General features: G+C 59.1%; 17 protein-coding genes. 5 read left to right on the top strand and 12 right to left on the bottom strand.

Annotated features, from left to right (window positions below):
* Positions 1 to 4: 4 nt before the first annotated feature.
* On the top strand, positions 5 to 1,252 hold the full coding sequence (locus ACQY5P_RS01230) for a multidrug effflux MFS transporter (protein WP_428409021.1): 1,248 nt from the start codon (positions 5 to 7) through the stop codon (positions 1,250 to 1,252).
* Here the strand turns inward: ACQY5P_RS01230 and ACQY5P_RS01225 are convergent.
* The 7 genes from ACQY5P_RS01225 to ACQY5P_RS01195 all read right to left on the bottom strand — a co-directional run bounded on the left by ACQY5P_RS01225 (position 1,249) and on the right by ACQY5P_RS01195 (position 7,991).
* Positions 1,249 to 2,358, bottom strand: coding sequence for a 5-methyltetrahydropteroyltriglutamate--homocysteine S-methyltransferase (locus ACQY5P_RS01225; protein WP_428409020.1), 1,110 nt, complete (start codon positions 2,356 to 2,358; stop codon positions 1,249 to 1,251). The two genes, ACQY5P_RS01230 and ACQY5P_RS01225, sit on opposite strands and share 4 nt — an antisense overlap.
* Before the next feature lie 195 nt (positions 2,359 to 2,553).
* Positions 2,554 to 3,393 (bottom strand): S-formylglutathione hydrolase, encoded by an 840-nt coding sequence (fghA, locus tag ACQY5P_RS01220; RefSeq protein WP_428409019.1) that lies wholly within the window; start codon positions 3,391 to 3,393, stop codon positions 2,554 to 2,556.
* Between the two features lie 71 nt (positions 3,394 to 3,464).
* Complete coding sequence (locus ACQY5P_RS01215; RefSeq protein ID WP_428409018.1) at positions 3,465 to 3,848, bottom strand: VOC family protein; 384 nt, start codon at positions 3,846 to 3,848, stop codon at positions 3,465 to 3,467.
* Between the two features lie 113 nt (positions 3,849 to 3,961).
* On the bottom strand, positions 3,962 to 5,074 hold the full coding sequence (locus ACQY5P_RS01210; RefSeq protein WP_428409017.1) for an S-(hydroxymethyl)glutathione dehydrogenase/class III alcohol dehydrogenase: 1,113 nt from the start codon (positions 5,072 to 5,074) through the stop codon (positions 3,962 to 3,964).
* 185 nt (positions 5,075 to 5,259) lie between these two features.
* Positions 5,260 to 6,387, bottom strand: a complete 1,128-nt coding sequence (locus ACQY5P_RS01205) for a cobalamin-independent methionine synthase II family protein (RefSeq protein WP_428409016.1) — start codon at positions 6,385 to 6,387, stop codon at positions 5,260 to 5,262.
* Between the two features lie 15 nt (positions 6,388 to 6,402).
* Positions 6,403 to 7,242 carry a CmcJ/NvfI family oxidoreductase gene (locus ACQY5P_RS01200; RefSeq protein ID WP_428409015.1) on the bottom strand — a complete coding sequence of 280 codons (840 nt, stop codon included), beginning with the start codon at positions 7,240 to 7,242 and terminating at the stop codon, positions 6,403 to 6,405.
* A gap of 29 nt (positions 7,243 to 7,271) precedes the next feature.
* Entirely contained in the window at positions 7,272 to 7,991 is a 720-nt protein-coding gene (locus tag ACQY5P_RS01195; RefSeq protein ID WP_428409014.1) for a nuclear transport factor 2 family protein, read from the bottom strand.
* Positions 7,992 to 8,213: 222 nt separating this feature from the next.
* On the opposite strand from ACQY5P_RS01195, the gene ACQY5P_RS01190 reads away from it, so the two are divergent.
* On the top strand, positions 8,214 to 9,125 hold the full coding sequence (locus tag ACQY5P_RS01190; RefSeq protein ID WP_428409013.1) for an SDR family NAD(P)-dependent oxidoreductase: 912 nt from the start codon (positions 8,214 to 8,216) through the stop codon (positions 9,123 to 9,125).
* Positions 9,126 to 9,128: 3 nt separating this feature from the next.
* Here ACQY5P_RS01190 and ACQY5P_RS01185 read toward each other — a convergent pair whose 3' ends face one another.
* The 3 genes from ACQY5P_RS01185 to ACQY5P_RS01175 all read right to left on the bottom strand — a co-directional run bounded on the left by ACQY5P_RS01185 (position 9,129) and on the right by ACQY5P_RS01175 (position 13,242).
* Positions 9,129 to 10,409, bottom strand: a complete 1,281-nt coding sequence (locus ACQY5P_RS01185; protein ID WP_428409012.1) for an MFS transporter — start codon at positions 10,407 to 10,409, stop codon at positions 9,129 to 9,131.
* Positions 10,410 to 10,551: 142 nt separating this feature from the next.
* On the bottom strand, positions 10,552 to 12,066 hold the full coding sequence (locus tag ACQY5P_RS01180) for an AMP-binding protein (protein ID WP_428409011.1): 1,515 nt from the start codon (positions 12,064 to 12,066) through the stop codon (positions 10,552 to 10,554).
* A 207-nt stretch (positions 12,067 to 12,273) separates the two neighbouring features.
* Positions 12,274 to 13,242, bottom strand: a complete 969-nt coding sequence (locus tag ACQY5P_RS01175; protein WP_428409009.1) for a helix-turn-helix domain-containing protein — start codon at positions 13,240 to 13,242, stop codon at positions 12,274 to 12,276.
* Positions 13,243 to 13,619: 377 nt separating this feature from the next.
* On the opposite strand from ACQY5P_RS01175, the gene ACQY5P_RS01170 reads away from it, so the two are divergent.
* Positions 13,620 to 15,695 (top strand): PQQ-dependent dehydrogenase, methanol/ethanol family, encoded by a 2,076-nt coding sequence (locus tag ACQY5P_RS01170; protein ID WP_428409008.1) that lies wholly within the window; start codon positions 13,620 to 13,622, stop codon positions 15,693 to 15,695.
* A 68-nt stretch (positions 15,696 to 15,763) separates the two neighbouring features.
* Here ACQY5P_RS01170 and ACQY5P_RS01165 read toward each other — a convergent pair whose 3' ends face one another.
* The gene (locus ACQY5P_RS01165) at positions 15,764 to 16,651 is read right to left on the bottom strand and encodes an SDR family NAD(P)-dependent oxidoreductase (RefSeq protein ID WP_428409007.1); all 888 of its coding nucleotides are present in this window, start codon (positions 16,649 to 16,651) and stop codon (positions 15,764 to 15,766) included.
* A gap of 198 nt (positions 16,652 to 16,849) precedes the next feature.
* Here ACQY5P_RS01165 and ACQY5P_RS01160 point away from each other — a divergent pair, with 198 nt between their 5' ends.
* Both ACQY5P_RS01160 and ACQY5P_RS01155 read left to right on the top strand, forming a co-directional pair.
* The gene (locus ACQY5P_RS01160; RefSeq protein ID WP_428409006.1) at positions 16,850 to 17,650 is read left to right on the top strand and encodes a CmcJ/NvfI family oxidoreductase; all 801 of its coding nucleotides are present in this window, start codon (positions 16,850 to 16,852) and stop codon (positions 17,648 to 17,650) included.
* Positions 17,651 to 17,671: 21 nt separating this feature from the next.
* On the top strand, positions 17,672 to 19,138 hold the full coding sequence (locus ACQY5P_RS01155; protein ID WP_428409005.1) for a carotenoid oxygenase family protein: 1,467 nt from the start codon (positions 17,672 to 17,674) through the stop codon (positions 19,136 to 19,138).
* Here the strand turns inward: ACQY5P_RS01155 and ACQY5P_RS01150 are convergent.
* A complete protein-coding gene (locus ACQY5P_RS01150; protein WP_428409004.1) occupies positions 19,135 to 20,049 on the bottom strand; it encodes an SDR family NAD(P)-dependent oxidoreductase in 915 nt (304 codons plus the stop codon). The two genes, ACQY5P_RS01155 and ACQY5P_RS01150, sit on opposite strands and share 4 nt — an antisense overlap.
* Between the last annotated feature and the right edge of the window lie 74 nt (positions 20,050 to 20,123).

Here is a 20,123-nt window from a genome sequence, read left to right as displayed (position 1 = left end):
TATTATGGACGGCGCCCTTGTGCGGAGCTCTCAACAAAGGGCACCGCTTTCCAAATTTGAACTGGTCGGCCTTGTCGCCTCGGTCATGGCGCTGACGGCGCTCGCCATCGACATGATGCTCGCGGCGCTTGGAGACATCGGCGCCGATTTTCATCTCACCAATGAAAACGACCGCCAGCTCGTGGTCGCGGTGTTCATGTTCGCCTCGGGCGCGTCACAGCTTTTTTACGGCCCGCTGGCCGACCGTTTCGGACGCCGCGCCGTTTTCCTGTGGTCGCTCGTAGGCTTTCTCGCCGCCTCGCTCGTTTGCGTCGTCGCGACGGCCTTTTCGTTTTTCATCGCTGGCCGGGCGCTGCAAGGGGTCGCAGCAGCAGCGGGCCGCGTCGTCGCTGTCGCCCTGGTGCGCGATCTCTACAAGGGCCGTGAGATGGCGAGCATCATGTCCATGGCGATGACCGTCTCTGTCATTTCGCCGATCATCGCGCCGAGCCTCGGCCAGCTTATTTTGTTCGTCGCGCCCTGGCGCTGGGTCTTCATCGTCCTCTTTGCGTTCGCGGGCCTCCTCCTCGCCTGGGTTTTCTGGCGTCTGCCCGAGACACTGAAGGAAGAGGATCGCCGGCCTTTAAGCTTCAGCGCGATTAGAAACATGTTGGGCTCTTACCTCTCGCAGCGGGTTGCGGTCGGATACACCATCGGCACAACATGCATCATGGCCTCGCTGATGGCCTATCTCACGTCGTCGCAACAGGTTTATGTGGAGACATACGGGCTCGGCGCGAAGTTTCCCCTTGCTTTGGGCGCCGTCGCCTTTTCGGTGGGCGTCGCCGCAATGGCGAATGCGCGAATGGTCCGCCGTTTTGGCGCGCGGCGCCTTTCCCACAGCGCCATTATCGCCTTCGCCGTGATTAACGCAGCGAACGCGCTTTATCTCTCCATGACGGATGGCGGAACGCTCGCCGGTTACATGGCGTTCCTCATCGCCGCCTATTTCATGATGGGGCTCATCAACGCCAATTTCAGCGCTATCGTGATGGAGCCTATGGGCGCGATGGCGGGAACGGCGTCATCCTTTTACGGCTTCATCACCATGACCGGCTCGGCTTTGTTCGGCGGCCTCGCGGGACGGCTATACGACGGTACGGCGATCCCGATCGCGACGGCGTTCGCGGTGTTCGGATTAATCGGCGTCGCCGCCGTCTTTATCGCTGAACGCGGACGGCTCTTCATCGAACCGCCCGCTTCTTCCGGTTAGAAATCGCCCCAGACGTCCTGCACCACATCGATGATGAAGCGCATCTTCGCGGCCTGCTGCTCCACCATGATGTCGTTGCCATGCTCGGTCGAGGAAAAGCCGCATTGCGGCGACAGGGCCATCTGGTCGAGGGGCATGAACTCCGACGCCTCATGGATCCGGCGCTTGATGTCGTCTTTAGATTCCAGCTCGCCAAGCTTTGAAGAAACAAGCCCGAGCACAACCGTCTTGTCTTTCGGGACGAAGCGCAGCGGGCGGAAGTCGCCCGAACGGTCATCATCATATTCAAGGAAATAGCCGTCCACATCGAGTTCGTTGAAGAGCACTTCCGCGACCGGCTCATATCCGCCTTCCGCCGCCCAGGAGCTTTTAAAATTACCGCGGCACAGATGGACCGCAACGCGCATGTTGGCGGGCCGCGTCTTGATGCATTCATTGATCCATTGCGCATACATGCGCGGCAGGGCGTCCGGATCTTCGCCCCGCTCTTCGGCGGCCTTACGGTGCTGGGGATCGCAGAGATAAGCGAGGTTGGTGTCGTCAAGCTGCAGATAGGTGCAGCCTGCGGCCCCTAGCGCCTCGATCTCCTGCTGATAGGCTTTCGCTACATCCTCATAGAACTCGTCCATATCGGGATAGGCTTTCTCATCGACGGCGTTACGGCCGCCGCGGAAATGCAGCATGGTCGGCGAGGGAATGGTGATCTTCGGCGTCTGGCTCGTCACCGACTGAAGGAACTTGAAATTTTCGAGTTCGATGGCGCGCGCATGGCGGATCTTGTCGTTGATCTTCATCGCTGGCGGCGCAAAGTCGAGCTCGCCCTTTGCGCTTTTGAACTTCTTCGACATGCCGCCTTCCTCGACTACGCCGTCGAGCTGCACGAGGAAGTCCACATGGAAATAACGGCGGCGGAATTCGCCGTCCGTAATGCCTTTGAGGCCGAGATCTTCCTGGAATTTGGCGACGCCTTTGATCGCCTCATCTTCGACAGCGCGAAGCTCGGCAGCCGAAATCGCGCCATCGCGGAATTTGGCGCGCGCCTCCGTCAGCTCTTTCGGACGTAGGAAGCTGCCCACATGGTCGGCGCGAAATGGCGGTGTCTTCATAACAAGGCGTCCTTTCGAAATCTCTTTTAAAACAGCGGATTAAGGCAAAAAGCGCGGAAACCGCCGGGATGCGGACGGGGATGAGGGAGTTCAAAATCCCACTTCCGTCCCACCGGGTTTCAACGCACATCGCAGCCAAAAACAAGGGGTAGTAAAACTACCACTCACTTTTCTTTATATGTTTATATGGCGCCCTTAGAGCCGCTCGGCGTGCCAGCGCAGATGGTCTTCGATGAAAGTCGCGATGAAATAATAGGAATGATCGTAGCCTTCCTGCATGCGCAGGGTGTAGGCCTGCCCCGCCGCAGAGGCGGCGTTGGCGAAAATCTCCGGCTTCAATTGCTCCGCGAGAAAATTATCCGCCGTACCCTGATCGATTAGGATATCCGTTTTGCTCTGATGTTTCGTAACCAGCGCCGTCGCATCGTACTCCGCCCACTTAGCTTCGTCAGAGCCGAGATAATTCGAAAAGGCTTTCTTACCCCACGGAACCTGAGACGGAGCAACGATCGGCGAAAAGGCGGAACAGGTCTTGAATTTGTCCTGGTTTTTCAGGTGAATGGTGATGGCGCCGTGCCCGCCCATGGAATGGCCGAGAATGCCGGACCGCGCCGCATCGACCGGGAATTCCTTTTCGATCAGCGCCGGCAGCTCCTTGGCGATGTAATCATACATCCTGTAGTGCTTCGACCAGGGCTCTTGCGTGGCGTTGAGGTAAAATCCGGCGCCGAGACCGAAATCATAGGCGCCCTCCGGATCGTCCGGCACGCCTTCTCCGCGCGGGCTCGTGTCCGGCGCGACAATGACAAGGCCGAGCTCGGCGGCGACGCGCTGCGCGCCCGCCTTGGTGATGAAGTTCTCTTCGGTGCAGGTGAGCCCCGAGAGCCAGTAAAGCACCGGAAACGGGCCTTTTCCGTGCTTTTCCTGAGGCGGTGTATAAACCGCGAATTTCATGTCGCAGGAAAGAACCGAGGAGGAATGGCTGTAAACGCCCTGCGTCCCGCCGAAGGATTTCGCCGCTGATTTCTTCTCCATCCCATGCCCTTTCAAAATAAAATCGCGCGGCCATTTCTAGCCGCGCGACGCTGAAGATCAATGCTTCGCGCTTATTCCGCCGCGAAACAATAGGTGCAAATCTTGTTGCCGTCGGGATCGCGCAGATAGGCGGCGTAAGCCGTCGGCGTAAAGGTGCGCGGGCCCGGCTCGCCTTCGCATTTGCCGCCGGTTTTGAGACCCGCTTCATGAAAGGCGTGCACCGCTTTGCGGGTCGGCGCCGCAAAACCGATCGTGCCGCCATTCGCATAAGTCGCAGGCAGACCGTTCGCAGGCTTCAGCACCAGAAACTCCGGCGCCTCCTTGCCCCACATCACGCCATTCTCGCCCAGCGGCCCCATATTTTTGAGCCCCAGCGCGCCCAGCGCCGCATCGTAAAACTTGACCGCGCGCGGCAGGTCGTTCGTCCCTATGGTCACATGCGTAAAGATCGCCATCTTCTGTCGCTCCAAATGATCCGAGCGCTAATCCTGCGCCCGGAAATCAGCAGCTGCTCCTTCACGTCTGTCGCCGTCAGCAGCCAGGCGGCGGGACGACAGTTCCGTTTCGATCAATAGACCACAACGGAACGGATCGATTTGCCCTCATGCATGAGATCGAAAGCCTTGTTGATGTCTTCAAGCGGCATGGTGTGGGTGATCAGGGGATCGATCTCGATCTTCTTGTCCATGTACCAGTCGACGATTTTCGGCGTGTCCGTGCGTCCGCGGGCGCCGCCAAAGGCCGTGCCTTTCCAGACGCGGCCCGTGACGAGCTGGAACGGACGGGTGGAGATTTCCTTGCCCGCTTCCGCGACGCCGATGATGATCGACTGGCCCCAGCCGCGATGACAGCATTCAAGCGCCTGACGCATCACATCCGTGTTGCCGGTGCAGTCAAAAGAGTAATCCGCACCGCCGCCAGTCAGTTCAACCACTTTGTCGACGACATTACTGGCGCCGACCTCTTTGGCGTTGACGAAATGCGTCATGCCGAAATCGCGAGCGATCCCTTCGCGCGCCGGATTGATGTCGACGCCGATGATCTTGTCAGCGCCCACGAGCCGCGCGCCCTGAATGACATTGAGGCCGATGCCGCCGAGACCGAAGACGGCGACATTTGCGCCCGGCTCGACGCCCGCGGTCCAGACGACGGCGCCGACGCCGGTCGTGACGCCGCAGCCGATATAACAGGCCTTATCGAAGGGCGCGTCCTTGCGGATTTTCGCAACCGAGACTTCCGGCAAGACAGTGAAATTCGAAAAGGTCGAACAGCCCATATAATGATAGAGCGTCTTGCCTTTCCAGGAGAAGCGGCTGGTGCCGTCGGGCATGACGCCCTTGCCTTGGGTTGCGCGCACCGAGGTGCAGAGGTTCGATTTCTGCGAGAGACAGGTTTTGCACTGACGGCATTCGGCCGTGTACAGAGGAATAACGTGATCGCCTGGCTGAACGGAGGTGACGCCTGCGCCCACCTCGCGCACGATGCCGGCGCCTTCATGACCGAGGATCGACGGGAAGATGCCTTCCGAGTCCTTGCCTTCCAGCGTATAGGCGTCCGTATGGCAGATGCCGGTCGCCATGATTTCTACGAGAACCTCGCCCGCTTTCGGCCCTTCCAGATCGACTTCCTCGATCACCAGCGGTTTGTTCGGTTCGACGGCGATGGCGGCTCTCGTTTTCATGTCTTCCTCTTTCAATTTCCCGCGAAAGGCGGCTCACTGGTCGCCGCCTCATAGCATATTTCCCAAGTTTTTAGAGCATTTTGTCCGAAAACAACGGGGCCCTGATCCGTCCAGCGCATGAATTTTCCACAGGGCGGAAGCCGAACCCCTCCTCTGTGAAATGGCTCCATTTCAATAGACTGACTCTAGAGCGCCGCGGCGATGTCGGCACCTTCGCGCAGGGCTTTGAGTTTCTTCCAGGTGACGTCGGGATCGATTTTGCCGTAGCCGGCGAAGGTGCCGAAGCCGCAATCGGTCGAAGCGATGACGCGCTCCTTGCCGACGATCCCGATAAACCGCTCCAGCCGCTGGGCGATGAGTTTCGGATGCTCCACATAGTTGGAGCAGGTGTCGATCAGCCCCGGCGCCAGTTTCTTTTCATCGGGCAGTTTGGCGTCGCGCCAGACGGTCCATTCATGTTCATGGCGGGGGTTCGCCGCCTCGAAGAGGATCGTCGCCGGCCGCGCTTTCAGAATGATGCCGATGACCTTCTCAAGGTCGATATCGCAATCATGGGGCCCCTCGTAATTGCCCCAGCAAATATGCATGCGCAGCCGCTCAGCGGGAATGCCTTCCGTGGCGGCGTTCAAGGCCTCTACATTGGCTTCAGCTATTTTCAGAAACTCTTCATCGCTGGCGTTCTGGTAACCGGTGTGACGCGACATGGCGAGGTCCGGACAGTCGAACTGCAGATCGAAACCGGCCTCGATGATGGCGTCATATTCGGGCCGCATCGCCGCCGCGAGATCGGCGAGATAGGCTTCGTGGCTTGGATAATGCCTATTCTGTTGAAACGCCGTGATGAGGCCCGGCGAGGCCGCGTTCATGAACGCCTTCACGCCCTTGCCGTTTTTTTCAAGCGCTTTTTTGAACCGGCGAATATCTTCATGGGCCGGCTCGAGATTTTTCAGCTTCACCGGCCCGATGCAGGAAGCGCGCGTGAACTCCTGCGAGCCCATGATGGCTGCTAGCTTTTTCGCAAGCTCCGGATGCGCCGCCAAATCTTTCGCAGGCTGACGGTCCACATGGCCGCCGAAACCTTCGAGGCGTTCACGCATATAAGTTGAGTAGCCGACCTTGCCGAGTTCGCCGTCGCTGACGATGGTGACGCCCGCCGCGACCTGTTTTGCGACCGCATCGTCAATCGCGGCTTGCACAACCCGCTCGAATTCATCCACGTCATAGTCTTCGCCATGGTCGCGGGCGAGCAGCGGCTTTACGAGTTCGGGACCGCGCGGCAAGCTGCCGACATGCGTAGTGTCAATATGAGTCAAGAAGCTTCCTCTTATTTATTTCTGGAAATACGCGACGCCGCGCACTTCGTAGCTGACGCGCGTATTGGCGCCTTTCCGGCTGGCGTCATGAAAAGCTGTGTGGGGCGTACGCCAGGCGCGGCTGTGATCGGAATCGTGAAACTTGATGAAAACGACCTCATCCTTCGTCATGTCCGGAAAATACCACCAGCGATGATCGGGATTGTGAAAAAAGATTGTCGCCGCGACCATCTCTTCTTCGCCGGGGATCGGATCGAAACGTCGTTCATAGGGCGGGATTTCGTCCACATCCACTTTCGTGTTTGAAACCCCCTCATTATCGTTGACACTCGCCGCCTCGCACAGCGCCAGGGGCCAGTCCTGCGGCGGATCGCTTAATACGCGCCACAGGCTGAAAATGATAAACCTGTCGAAACCCAGACCGTCAGGCGCGGTCTTTTCATAAAGCATCTTCGCAAGACGGTTCGACGTAAAATTGTTGAAATCAACATGCGCCTCGGCTGCCGGCGGCTGAACAATGGCGCTGGTCTTGCCGCTGGTGCGCAACTGCCCGCCCATCAGCGCCACATGATCGGCGCCGGTCATGTCCATGGCAATTCGTTTGACTTCATCATCGTAGATGGCGGCGATTTTCGCTTTGTCTTCAAAATCGTCCAGCTTGGTCGGGTAAGACGCAATGGCAAAGCCGTGCTCATCAAGCGTAAACGGCTTCGCCGCCTCGCGCGCATTGCGAATGACAACCGGATAGGGCTCGTATTCGCCTGTGTTGACCTCCTCCCCAGGCGCCCAGAAGCGCCGGTTGATGAGAGAGGTCGGTTTTAAATAGGAAATTTCAGCGTCAACGCTTTCGCTCATGACCATCTCCTTGCGGCGTCCCGGCCGCTTCAGTCTTTATAGCCTTCCCGCGCGCGGCTGTTGTCGATCTTGATCGGCTTGCCAGTCACAGGATGCGGATAATGAAACGGCACGATGTCCGTCGCCGGCCAGAGCCGGGGCGCGGGGTCGATAAGGGAATCGGGACCGAGCGGATCTTCCGGATAAGTGACCGTCGCCATCGGGATGAAATCGATGGGCGTCTTGCCCCACCCTTCCTGAAACGTGCCATGCCAGTGCGGAAAATAGGCGAGCCGCGCGATCTTCCAGACGCCGTCTTCGCGCACATACTGGTTTTCGTAAATGCCGCCTTCCCACCACTGGCGCTGCTGGCCGGCGGCGGTTTCGTGCGTCCCGGCCTGCATCATGGAGCGGCCGCGCACTTTCGCGGTTTTGCGATCCGGCGCGACATCGACGATCATCTGCAGCTGCGGGTGATCGAGCAGCCAGCCATAGCGCGGGCCGTTGTGGTTGTCGGTAAAATGCGTGCGGAAGCGATCGATATAAAGGCGCTTGACCCCGGCTTTTCCCTTATAGATGCCGCCAAGAAACCAAACCTCGCCGTCTTCAGCGAAAAGATCGACGACTTCGTCATACTGCGACTTGTCGATGAAATAGCCATACGCATACTGCAGCTTGCGGACGTCATTAATGTCCTGCTGAACGCCGAGATCATGCTCCAGCGTTTCAATGCGCTTTTCCAGCTTCGCCAATTTGTCGCTGTCCGTCATGCAAATCCTCCCTTGCGCGGTTCCGGAATTATAGAGCGATCCCCGACCAATTCCAGTTTCCAGTCCGTCATCCAACAGCTTGGGACGAACGCTGAACGCCTTTAAGCGCAACATCATGCGCCATTCCGCGAAGCCTTCCGCGTTGGACGGTGAGATCGCTTCCCCGATGCTTATGATCGATGCCAGACGGGACAAAACAGCCTTAAGTAAGGGAGCTACACAATGCGAGATTTCAAAGGCAAGACCGCTTTCATCACCGGCGGCGCCTCGGGCGCAGGGTTCGGGCAGGCCTGCGTTTTTGGAGATGCAGGGTGCAAGATCGTCATCGCCGATATCCGCCGCCCGGCCATCGATGAAGCGCTAGAGAAACTGAAAGCCCGCGGCATCGACGCCCACGGCGTGGAATTGGACATCACCGATCGCGTCGCCTACGCCGAAGCCGCCGATGAGGCCGAAAAAGCCATGGGGCCGGTGGAGCTCCTCTTCAACACGGCGGGCGTCTCTATTTTTGGGCCGCTCGAAAAAGCTACCTATGACGATTATGACTGGATCATGAACGTCAATTTCAACGGCGTCGTTAACGGCATGCAGACATTCGTCCCGCGCATGATCGAACGCGGCAAGGGCGGCTATATCACCAATACAGCATCACTCGGTTGTTTCGTGGCGGCGAGCGTCGCCGGGATTTACTCCGCCTCGAAATTCGCCGTGCACGGCATCACCATGGCCATGCGCGACGCGCTGACGCCTTATGGCATCGGCGTGTCGGTGCTCTGCCCAGCCAACATCAAGTCGAATATCGCCGAGTCCGTCGACACGCGGCCGGCGCATCTTTCTAATTCCGGCTATGACGTCGATGAAGACGAGCTGAACGCCCTGCGCGAGATCTATTCGCAAGGGATGGAGCCCGAAGAACTGGCGCAGCACACAAAAGCTGCGATGGAGAAGGATCAGTTCTACATTATTCCTTATCCGGAATCGCGGCCCATGCTGGAAATGGCGTTCAAACAGGTGATCGACGCCCTGCCGCCTATGGACAGCGACAAGGAAGGCCAGGAAAAACGCCACAAGGCGATGATGCGTTACCGCGATGCGCGCGCCGAAATGGACGCCAAACGCTACGCCAAGAAATGACCTTTAAAGACCGGGCGTAGGCGGCGCCGCCTGCGCCCGTTTGATCGGCGCGGTTTCGGTGAGCGCCGTAGCGCAGATTCCCGCCGCAATGGCGAAACCGAAAATAATCCAGAGTGGCGCCGACAATCCCCATCGATCCGCCGCCAGACCGGCGAAGAAGGGCGAGAGCACGCCGCCAAAGACTTCTCCCGTCGCCATGACAAGGGCGAGCGCCGTCGCCACATGCGTCGACTGAATGGTTTCCGACGGCACAGTCGCCATGAAGAGCGGGAAGCATCCGTTAAGCGCCCAGCCGAAGAAAAAGATCACGGCCAAGATCCAGGGCGAGCCGTCAAAGAACATGGCGCCGAGCGGGAGGATCACGCCCAGAAACGGGATCGCCACTAGCACAGGCTTGCGCCCGATGCGGTCCGAGAGTCCTGCGACAACGAAACTGCCGATCGTCGCCGAAATTCCGAGCGTTCCCATGAGCCAGCTCATGACGCCGGGATCGACGCCCTTAACTTGTGTAAGATAAAGCGGCATGAACGCCCAGGTGATGACGAGATACGATACAAGCAGCACCGAGACGACCGAGCAGACGACAATGTTCTTGTAGGAGAATGCCTCCTTGAGCGTCAGCCGGTCGGAGGCGCCTTTTACCTTCGGCTCCTCTGGAGGTTCGTCGATGAACTTCCAGATGAGGAGCGCCGTGATGATCCCCGGAATGCCGGCGAGGAAAAACGCGTTGCGCCAGCCCCAGGCGGCGGCAATCGCCACCAGCACGACCGGCGCCACGAAAGAGCCAAAGAAATTCGAGCCGAAATTCTGCATGACGCCCATGGCGAGACCGCGATGGCGCGGGTCGACCTCGCGCACGACGAGCGTTTGAGAAATCGGATTAATCGGCCCTTCCGCCGCGCCCATCAAAAGGCGTGCGCCGAGAAGCATCAGGAAAGACGTTGCAAGTCCGGAAAGCACCGAACAGAGAGAAAAGATGACAATGGCGACGAGGAGAAACCCCTTGCGGTTCGCCGCCCTGTCCGATGCGGAGCTGATGAGAAAGCCGCCGATCGCCCAGGTGAGCGACAACGCCGACGCCAGAATGCCCACATGCGTGTTGGTGAGATTGAGGTCCGCCTGAACGAACGGCATGAGAAAGTTGAGCGCATTGCGGTCAAAGAAGACGATGCCGAAATTGAGGCTGAGAAGCCCAACTAGAACCACCTGATAGGCAGCGCCGCGCTTTACTGTCCGAAGCGGCGGTTTTCCTGTCGCCTCAGGCGTCGTCTGTCCTGCCGTCACGTTTCCCTCGCCGATAACATTGTTCTTTTGCGCGTCACGCTAGCCGCGCTCATGCGCCTTGGCAATTAAGGGGCGTTGGGGTGTTTTCCGGATTATTCCTCATCAGGACAATCTGACTTCGCAAATTCGCCCGCCCTGAAAGCTACCCGGTCCAGGCGTCACGCAGTTTGTGCTTCTGAACCTTGCCGGAGGGCGTGCGCGGAAGATCGTCGACGAAGCGCACATGCTTCGGCGCTTTGTAGGAGGCAAGGCGCGACTTCACGAAGGCGATTACGCCTTCCGGAGTCATACTGGCGCCGCCATCTTTTAAGAGAATGATCGCCGCCCCCACCTCGCCCCATTTTTGATCGGGCACGCCGATCACCGCGCAGTCGAGAATTTCCGGCATCTCAGCGAGCACCGCCTCGATCTCGACAGGGTACACATTTTCGCCGCCGGAGATGAACATGTCCTTGGTGCGGTCGACGATGTAGTAAAACCCGTCTTCATCCTTGCGCGCGGAATCGCCGGTTTTCAGCCACTCGCCTTCAAAGCTTGCGGCGGTCTCAACCGGTTTGTTCCAGTAACCCGGCGTCACATTAGGCCCGCGCACCCAAAGCTCGCCGATTTCGTTTGGCTCTGCTTCAATGCCTTCCGGCGTCATGATTTTGCCTTCCGTGAACGGCGACGGCATGCCCACCGAACCCGCTTTTTCTCTGATGATCCGCACATCATAGGGCGGCATGCTGAAAGCGGAACCGATCTCCGTCATGCCGAAGCCGTCGACCTGGGAAACGCCGTCTTCCGCCCAGGCTCTCACCGCCGCCGGCGGGTTCGGTGCGCCACCCGTCTGGATGGCCGTCAGATGCGCCAGTTTTTTCATAGCGCCCGGCGGATTTTTCTCGCGCATTAACGCCGCCATCTGGGTCACGCAGAAATAATGCGTGACGCCAAGCGCCGGGTCAGTGAGATTCTTGAACGTATTCACCGGATCGAATTTCTGCGAGACGAGAACCGTTCCCCCGAAAAACAGCGGCGTGCGCGAAACGGCGAGAAGACCAGCAACGTGGAACAGCGGCATGTCGCAGAGAAAGACAGTATTCCTGTCAACAGCAGATGACTGCGCAAAATTGAGCGCGGAATAAAGCACTGTTTTATGGGTGAGGATTACGCCTTTTGATTTGCCCGACGTTCCCGATGTATAAAGCAGCGTGATCGGATCATCATCGGCGGCTTGCGTATTCGCAACGAACTGTTCCGATTCATCCTTGGCGAAACTTTCTCCCGTCTCCGCAAGCCGGAATTGGCGGGACGGATCGACCATGCCGAAACCCGGCTCCGCCAGCGCTTCGAATTCCGTTTGCCAGATCAAGACCGATGGCTGCGCGTCTTCGATCAGTGCGCCGATTTCAGGCGGGGCGAGGCGCCAGTTCAGGGGCACGAAAATGAGGCCTGCGCGGGCGCAGGCGTAATGAACGAGCAGCATGAAGGCGCTGTTGCGCGAAATCATGGCGACGCGCTCGCCGCGCTTTCCATTCGTCGCTTTCAACAGGAAAGATGCAATCTGGGAAATACGTTGATCTGCATGCCGATAATCGTAAGACTCGCTCGTTTGGAGATCGACAATCGCCTTCTTCTCCGGCGTCGCCTGCGCATGGAAGTGAACCAGATCGTGCATGAAGAGGCTCTCCGATATTCGCGATTGCTCCCGCGCTTAGCATAAAGCCTACACGATTTCAGCGCGTATTTTCATTAATAAAGACTTGGCGAATAACATCCGGGCGCGCGCCGCCGCCGCTGAAATGAAAAATGCCCCTGGCGACGCTTTCGCGAGCCAAGGGCCTTCTCTGATCGATGCGGTCATCGAAGACTGACCGCTGAATTTTCAGTGCAGCGGCTGTTTGTCGGCGATGCTGGCGTTGCGGTATTCACGCGGGGAAACGCCGTAACGTTCACGGAACACCCGCGCGAAATGCGTCGTGTTGTTGAAACCCCAAGCGTAAGCCAGTTCCGTAATGGAGCGGTGACGCCACATGGGGTCTGCAAGCCGCTTCTTGCATTCTTCAAGGCGCCGGCGGCGGATAAAGCCGGAAATGGTTTCATCTTCTTCCGCAAACAGCATGTGAAGATACCGCGGTGAAATCCGGAAGGCCGCCGCAATCGACGCAACCGTCAGTTCGGGATCTTTAAGGTTGGATTCGATGTAGCAGCGGATATGGCTGCGCCGCGCAGAGGCGACTGCAGAATCCGCGATTCGCGATCCAAACGCCTCCATGCAGGAGGTTGCGAACATGTCGAGCAGATTGTTGCCGACGCGCTCGCCGATTTCCATGTCCATGCCGCTTTTCACCTGATGCCAGACGCTTGAGAGCATGCCGGAAAGCGTCGCGGACAATCCTTCGCTTCCGCTGAGGCGTTGGCCAAGCGCGATCTCCGGCGCAGGCAGGCGGCGTTTCACGTCATTCGGTGAGGCGATCATCACCAGCGTCGAAGCGTTGGTTTCATATTCCAGCGTGTACGGAAGAGCGCTGTCGCAAAGCACCATGTCGCCGCGCTTCAGGAAGGCCTCGCGGCCGTCCTGCGCGACACGCAAGTCGCCTTCCAACTGAAGATGGAAAAAATAATGCCGTTCCCGGCTCGAGGCGGCATGGCGGGCCGTCCGGGTCACGGTCGCGGGGCTCGCCGTGACATTGGCGAGGAAGATATCGCCAAGTTGAACGCTATCCACCGCGCCTTCAAATTCGTCAGGACTGAACGGCCTGGTCTCTAACGGGGTGAATACCTCGGCGACGATATCGTTCCAGCGCGTCACTTTCGAGGCGCCGGCGAAATCTTTGGTCGACAGGTGCAGCATAGTACGACTCCTCCCGATGGATCATTTTTTGTTTGTTTTGTTATGTCCTATCACATTTCTCAGCGACAGGCAATTTTGTATGCAAGACAAACATATTTTTCGCCGCCGCGCGAGCGAAATCGTTGCTGCAGCGCAACGTCATGCTGCGCCGCAGCAACCCCGCAGAAGGCAGGTTTCTTCGGCGTTGGTGGCGCTTGCAAAGGCCGTTGAAGGCGATATCCCTGACCTCGTACCGCTTTCGGGGTTAAGGAGCTTTCACAATGATTCAGCGAGTGTTTCCGCCTTTTGGGGGGAGCCGGCCCGCCATCATGGCCATAACCGCCAGTCTTGCTCTGGCCGGTTGCGGAGGGTCAGAGGCGCCGGATGCCGCCGTTCCAATGGAAACCCAAGCGGTTGAAGCTTCGCCGGCGGCTCCCGCGGAACACGCAAATGTGACGTCGGCGCGCCTTCTCGCGGCGGATCAGGAACCGGGACAGTGGATGTCGCACGGCCGGACCTACAGCGAGCAGCGCTTCAGCCCGCTCACGGAGATTAACCGCAACACGATCGGCCGCCTCTCCCTAGCCTGGCATCAGGACCTCGACACCAATCGCGGGCAGGAGGCGACGCCGCTCGTCATCGACGGCGTGATCTACATCACCACCGCTTGGTCGAAGGTGAAGGCGTATGACGCCGCAACCGGACGCGAACTCTGGGACTACGATCCGGAGGTCCCCGGCGACACGGCGGTCAAAGCCTGCTGCGACGTCGTCAATCGCGGCCTCGCCGCCTGGAACGGCAAGCTTTATCTCGGCACGCTCGACGGACGGCTCGTCGCCCTCGACGCCGGCACGGGCGAAGAACTCTGGAGCAAGGTCACTGTCGACCGCTCGAAACCTTACACAATCACCGGCGCCCCGCGCGTCGTCAAAGGCAAGGTCATTATCGGCAATGGCGGCGCCGAATTCGGCGTCCGCGGCTATGTGACCGCCTATGACGCCGAAACCGGCGACATCGACTGGCGATTTTACACCGTGCCCGGCGACCCGGCGAAAGGGTTTGAAAACGACGCCATGGCGCTGGCCGCCAAAACCTGGAACGGCGAATGGTGGAAACTCGGCGGCGGCGGCACGGTCTGGGATTCCATGGCCTACGATCCCGAACTCGACCTGCTTTACATCGGCGTCGGCAACGGCTCGCCCTGGAACCAGTCTTTCCGCAGCCCCGGCGGCGGCGACAACCTCTTCCTGTCGTCCATTGTCGCGCTCGATCCGGACACGGGCGACTATGTCTGGCACTTCCAGACGACGCCGGGCGAGACCTGGGACTACACCGCGACCCAGCAGATCATTGTCGCTACGCTCGACATTGACGGCGCGCCGCGCAAGGTGGTGATGCAGGCGCCGAAAAACGGTTTCTTCTACGTCCTGGACGCCGCGACCGGCGAATTCATTTCAGCCAACAACTTTGCGCCGGTCAACTGGGCCACTGGCGTCGACCCTGAAACCGGCCGGCCGATTGAAAACCCTGAGGCGCGCTTCGACAAAACCGGCAAACCTTTTGTCGCCGTGCCCGGCCCCGGCGGCGCCCATAGCTGGCACCCGATGAGCTTCAATCCCGAGACCGGTCTCGTCTACATCCCGGTCAATATCGGCGGCTTCCCGTATTTTCCGGATCCCAACTACAAGCCCGAACCGCGCGGCTTCAACAATGGCGTCGACTTCGGCGCGGCGGCCCTGCCCGCCATTCCGGAAGTCAAAGAGGCGGTCAAAGCAACCGTCGGCGGACGTCTTGTCGCCTGGGATCCCGTCGCGCAAAAGGAAGCCTGGGGCGTCCCCTATCCCGGCGCCGGCAATGGCGGCACGCTGACCACGGCCGGCGGCATTGTTTTTCAAGGCACGAAAGGCGGAAATTTCGCCGCCTATGACGCCGCGACCGGCGAGCAGCTCTGGTCTTCGGATGCGCAGACCGGGATTGTCGCGGGTCCTGCAACCTACGAAATCGATGGACGCCAGTATGTCGCCGTGGTGGCCGGATGGGGCGGCGTCGAAGCGCTGGCGCCTGGCGAACTCGGCGCCATCGGCGCGACGACGCCCAATTACAGCCGCCTGCTTGTCTACGCCCTCGACGGTGAGGACGCTCTGCCGCCGGAACCGGTCCCAGCGGTCCAGCATCTCGCGCCGCCGCCGCTCGAAGCCTCAGCGGAAACGGTTGCAGAAGGCTCCTATCTCTATGGCCGCTACTGCGCAGTCTGCCATGGCGACGCCGCGCACAGCGCCGGCCTTCTGCCGGACCTCCGCTACTCCGCGATTCCGCACGATCCGGAACAGTTCGCCAATGTCGTCCTTGGCGGCGCGCTCAGCGAGAACGGCATGGTCTCCTTCGCCAGCGTGCTCGACGAAGACGGCCTCGAGGCGGTGCGCGCCTACATCATCGCGCGGGCGAATGAAGATAAAGAAGTCTTCGGCGAATAAGCGCCCGAAAACAAAAACGCGCCGGACTTATCCGGCGCGTCTTTCCTTAAGCGAAATTGTCTGGTCGTTTATCGTTCGTTGATCTCATCAAAAATCGGGTTGCGCAACAAGAACGCAATCGCCTTCGCCCGCTCTTCGTTGATAGGCTCGTCGGGGAAGGATTTGAGGATCGCGTTGAATTTTTCTTCCGTCCCTTTTTTGAACTCCGGATGGGTGAGAATGTAAAGATCGTTATTCAAGACGCCTTTTAACACACGCTCCCCGCACTCTTCGGCGCTCATCCACAAGTCCGAAACGGGGCGCTCCGAAAGCTGCTGCTCGGTTTCGAGAAGACCGGTGTCCTTTTTATATTTGTCCGGCCGGATTTTTCCGGTCTGGGCGATGTTGGATTTGACCGGACCCGGACAGAAAGCCGAGACGCCGATATTGTCCGGCGCAAGTTCGCCGCGAATGGATTCCGAAAGCCCCAGCATCGCAGCCTTCGCCGTGCCGTAAATGGAAAACGCGGTCACCGGCACCAGCGCCGCCTTGGACGCCGTGTTGACGATATGCCCGCCCTCGCCATGTTTGCGGATATAGGGCAGCAAAATGTGAATGCCGTTTATGACCCCGCCGATCATGACGCCAAGGCCCCAGTCCCAATCGTCGAAGCCGAGTTTCGCCAAGGGCCCGCCAACGCCCATGCCCGCATTGTTGAAGAGCATGTGGATTTTGCCGAATTTCTCCTCAGCCTGCTTTGCGGCGGCGGCGTAGGCCTCACGGTCGGTGACGTCGAGCTTCAGGCAAAGAACACGCTCAGGATCGTTGAAAAACTCCGCAGCGCTCTTCAGGTGATCGTCGCGCACATCGGCCAGCACCAGATTGGCGCCGGCGTTGTAGAACGCTTTCGCAATGCCGAGACCGATGCCGCTCGCGCCGCCGGTGATGAATGCTGTTTTTCCTTTTACGTCTTTCATGAACCTGCTTGTCCTTTTGACGACCCTATAATGTGACGCGTTCGCAAATCTTGCGATCCTGGTTGGTCTTCATTGACCTTTCAGGAAAACTCCAATCGCCACCCATGGCGAAGCCTGTCTCGACAGGTGGTGAAAAGCGCATGAAAGGGGCGATTTAACGTCTTTTCAAATGCCGGGGCGACCGCCAAAGTAAGGAATATGAGCGCTACTGTTAAAGGTGAAATCAACTACGCCAAGCCCATGGAGGGACGGCCACGGTTTCATGCAAACGACCAGTCGCGCGACATCCTCAGCCTCGATCCGCAAACCGTCGAAATTGTCGACGGACGGCAATCGCCGCCTTCCCTCGATCGCGAAGGTTTCGCGCTTGTTTCGCATCGCAGCAAAGTCCAGGACTTCCGCGATCCAGCGTTTGACGATCAACACAAGCGCGAAATCGAAGAGCTGATCGTCAAGCTGACAGGCGCCGACAAGGCTATTGTCAACTCGCCCGGCGTGTTGCGATTTGGCGAAAAATCGGCGGAGAGCGGCCAGCTCAACAATTCCCGGCCGGCGCGGTTTATCCATATCGACATCAATGACGAAACGGCGGTGCAATTTGCACAATCGTCTGCGCCGCATGGCGCGAAGGTGAAACGCGCCGCGCAATACAATGTCTGGCGCGTGCTGACCCCGCCCCCGCAGGACGTGCCTCTAACGATTTGCGATTCGCGCACGCTTGATCCTGAAGACCTCATTGAGGCGGATGCGATCTTCGACATGAAGGGACAGCCCGATTGGTCCTTCACGGCGCTTCTCGTGAAGGCGTCGCCGCGACATCGCTGGGTCTGGTTTCCGGACATGACGCCGGACGAGGCGCTCGTCTTCATCACCAATGACAGCGACCCTTCCAAACCTCATCACACGCCGCACAGCGCCTTTGACAATCCGCTTTGTCCGGCCGACACGCCGCCGCGCGGCAGCATAGAGATGCGCGCCATCGCTTACTGGTTTGAATAAACCTCGTCTTGGAGTTTCGGCATGAAAGACTTTCCAAAAACCGTCGACTTCATGTTCCTCAACACGCCTGTCGGCGAGGAATATTCCCTGAAGGGGCTGGTGGTCGAAGGCGAGATTCCGGCCGATGTCCGGGGCGCGTTTTTCCGGGCAGTGCCCGACCCCGCCTTCCCGCCGCTCTACGAGGACGACACGGCGATCTCCGGCGACGGCATGATTTCGCGTCTGTGGTTCAAGAAAGACGGTTCTGTCGATTTCGACATCAAGTATGTGCAGACACCCCGTCACAGAGCCGAAGTCAAAGCCGGCAAAGCGCTGTTCGGCCGCTATCGCAATCCCTACACGGACGATCCGTCGGTGAAAGGCGTCAACCGCACCGTTTCCAATACGACCCCGATCTGGCATGCGGGCAAGCTGTTGATGGCGAAGGAGGATGGCCGCGCCCATCGCGTCGATCCGTTTACGCTTGAAACAGTCGGCTCCTATGATTTCGGCGGAAAGTTAAAGTCGGAGACGATGACCGCCCATGCGCGCGTCGATCCGGAAACCGGCGAGCTATTCTTTTTCGGTTATGAAGCGGACGGCCTTGCGTCGACCAAGGTCGCCTATTGCATTGCCGACAAGAATGGCGAGCTCATCAGCGAACAATGGTTCGATGCGCCCTATTGCGGGCTGATGCACGACTTCGTCATCACAAAGAACTACGCGGTCTTCCCTGTCTTTCCGACAACGGCGGATCTCGGAAGGCTGAAAGACGGCGGCGTTCACTGGGTGCACGAGCCGGATCGCGAAAGCTGGATCGGCGTGATGCCGCGTTATGGCGATGTAAAGGAAATGCACTGGATCAAGGGCCCGAAAGGGGTTTCGGTGTTCCACTTCATGAATTGCTTCGAGGATGAAGACGGCCGCATTCACCTCGATCAGCACCTAACCGAAACCAACGCGTTCGAATTCATCCGCCGCCCGTCCGGCATCGACATTCCGCAATGGGAGATCAAAGGCGGACTGGTGCGCTGGTCCTTCGACCCCAAAGGCGACGAGATCACCGAAACGCCGCTGGGGCCGCCGGGCGATCTTTGCCGCATTCGCGACGCCGACCAGGGCCGGCCTTACGACCAAGGCTGGTATCTCAGCATGAACCCGGAGATGAAAGGCCCGCCTCTCCTCGGCGGACCGGTGGGCGCGGCCTTCAATGCGCTGATCTCGGTCAACCCGCAAACAGGCGCTCTAGAGATGCTCGCCCTGCCGCCGGGGCACGCGATCAGCGAACCGGCGCATATTGTGTCATCCGAGAAAAGTCATCCCGGCTGGCTGCTCTTCATTATCGACCGGCAAACCGGTGAAGACGATTTCGAGCATGAAGCCTGGATTGTGAATGCGGGCGACATCCAGAAAGGGCCGGTGGCGAAAATCAAAATCCCGCACCGTTTGCGCCCGCAAGTGCATGGCTGGTGGGCGCCGCAGGATCAGCTCGATAAGGCGGCGGCCTAGGTCAAATCGTCAAGGCTGATTTTGCGGCCCGCCGCGGCGGCCTTGTTGCCCTCGCGCCGCAAACGCTCGATCTCAAGGCGGCCTGCCGGTGCCTCTTCGTCCGGCAATGCCGCCATGCTCGTCTCGTAGATTTCCTGAATATCCGGTCCGTGTTCGGGATGGGTCAGGATCAATCCGCGGTTCTCGGTTATGCCTTTCAGGATTTTCTCACCCACTTCCAGCGGCTCCATGCCGAGATCGAAGGCGGTCCCGAATTTCTCAAGCTCGGCCTTATTCACCTCGCCAAGACCGCTGTCCTTGAAACTCTCAGGACGTTTGAGCGCGGAATCCCAGGCGTTGGTTTTCGTCAGCCCCGGACAACACAGCGATACGCCGATATTGTAGGGCGCAAGATTGTAGCGAAGACATTCGGTGAGGCCGCGCACGGCGAACTTGCTGGCCGTGTAAATCCCCGCCTGCGGGCCGGAGATGAACGCCGCCATGCTCGCCACATTGACGATATGCCCGCCCTCGCCATGAGCCTTGATCTTCGGAATGAAGCTGACGAGCCCGTTCACATTGCCGCCGAAATTGACGCCCATGATCCAGTCATAGTCGTCATAGGTCGCCTCGTCAGTAGGCCCGAAGACGCTGACGCCCGCATTGTTGACGAGCACATGCACCTTGCCGAAATTCGCCTCAACCTCATCTGCAACTTCGGCGAAGCGCTTGCGGTCGGTGACGTCTAGCTTCAAGAACAGCGGCGCCTCGCGGCCTTGTTCCTCAAACCACTTCGCAGCCTGAGCCCTGTAGTCTTCGTTGCGATAGCTCAGCGCCAGGCGCATGCCAGCATTGGAGAAGGCTCGCGCGACGCCGAAACCGATGCCGGAGACCCCGCCGGTGATGAACGCCGTTTTTCCCTGCCAGTCCATGAATGCCTCCCGGCGATAGTGGTTTGCTGCGCCCCCCATGCTATCCATCGGAGGTAGCGCGAATGATAACCGGG

Source organism: Hyphococcus sp., from assembly GCF_965267305.1.
GTDB lineage: Bacteria > Pseudomonadota > Alphaproteobacteria > Caulobacterales > Parvularculaceae > Hyphococcus.
This window is presented reverse-complemented; position numbering and strand designations above follow the sequence as displayed.